A 1,012-nucleotide genomic window follows, 5' to 3' on the forward strand; every position below is an offset into this window, starting at 1 on the left:
TATTTGTACACCCCGCAATAAGTATTGTTATGGTGGTGTTTTCAAAATGTAAATTTGATTGTTTAATCTTTCTTGCAAACATTGTTTTACAATATTACTAAAGACCTGATAGAAAAATTCTCTCAATAAAACAATTATACCATAATACTCCAATTATAAGTGCGTCATTTAGTTACTAGTAAATTTTTAAATACTTCTAAACTTATCCTCCTCTTTAGATCTACAAAAGGAGCTACGGCTTATTGCGCTTCCCCGTCACTTCAATAAGGGGGGATTTTTTATTGAAAGAAAACAATCTTGTTCCATTAGTAAATTATTGACCTAATCCTGCTGATTTTAAAGATTCAAAGTCAATTCCGTTATTTTTTTAACATTCGATTGCAACAGTTGGAACTGATTTAACGTCATATTGTTTTGCTTTCATTTCACAATCATTCGTGTCGCAGCCTTTATTTAAATCGTAAACCACAACCTCACAATTATCACGTGCTAAGTTTTTTACTTGTTTGACGACATCCTCAATAAATAACAACCAGAGATAAACACTACTATTAATATTCACTTTTTTCACGTACCTTAATATATCCATTTTTTCTTATGAACTTATAAGCAATAAGATAGATTAAAGCCAGCTTAGTGGGTAATAATGGTATTAGTACTTGTTAATTACAGGTTTTTAAACTTTGCCATGTATATATTTTTAAAAGCTGATTCTAACAGGAGGAGAGCATATGAGTTTACAGCGAGAAGAGTTTGCTAAAAGTTATTCAATATTTGCATTAATTAGAGGGCTAAATTATGTAATTGAAAATGATATACGACAAGTTTTAAAAAATAATGAGCTAACTTTTCCAGGTTTTCGTGTTCTTTTTACAAATTTATAGAAGTATCCTCGTTTTTAAGTAATGAATTATTAGGAAAACAATTCAGTGAATTTGTGTCAAAATCCTCAACTGAAATATTAAGTAACTCAACTGCTGAAATTTTCTCGATTAAATAAACTATCTGTAAT

At 29.2% G+C, this 1,012-nt stretch carries 2 protein-coding genes; one reads left to right on the plus strand and one right to left on the minus strand.

Annotated elements, in window-relative coordinates:
* Positions 1–367: 367 nt before the first annotated feature.
* Positions 368–589 (minus strand): hypothetical protein, encoded by a 222-nt coding sequence (locus ACHABW_RS25880; RefSeq protein WP_435759910.1) that lies wholly within the window; start codon positions 587–589, stop codon positions 368–370.
* A 142-nt stretch (positions 590–731) separates the two neighbouring features.
* Here ACHABW_RS25880 and ACHABW_RS25885 point away from each other — a divergent pair, with 142 nt between their 5' ends.
* Positions 732–884, plus strand: a complete 153-nt coding sequence (locus ACHABW_RS25885) for a hypothetical protein (protein WP_435759912.1) — start codon at positions 732–734, stop codon at positions 882–884.
* Positions 885–1,012: the final 128 nt, after the last annotated feature.

The sequence above is a fragment of the Salipaludibacillus sp. CF4.18 genome (genome assembly GCF_051262595.1).
Lineage (GTDB): Bacteria > Bacillota > Bacilli > Bacillales > Salisediminibacteriaceae > Salipaludibacillus > Salipaludibacillus neizhouensis.

Excerpts from the sequence above, each read along its gene's own strand:
- ACHABW_RS25880 (WP_435759910.1), bottom strand. The coding sequence starts at position 589 with ATGGATATATTAAGGTACGTGAAAAAAGTGAATATTAATAGTAGTGTT.
- ACHABW_RS25885 (WP_435759912.1), top strand. The coding sequence starts at position 732 with ATGAGTTTACAGCGAGAAGAGTTTGCTAAAAGTTATTCAATATTTGCA.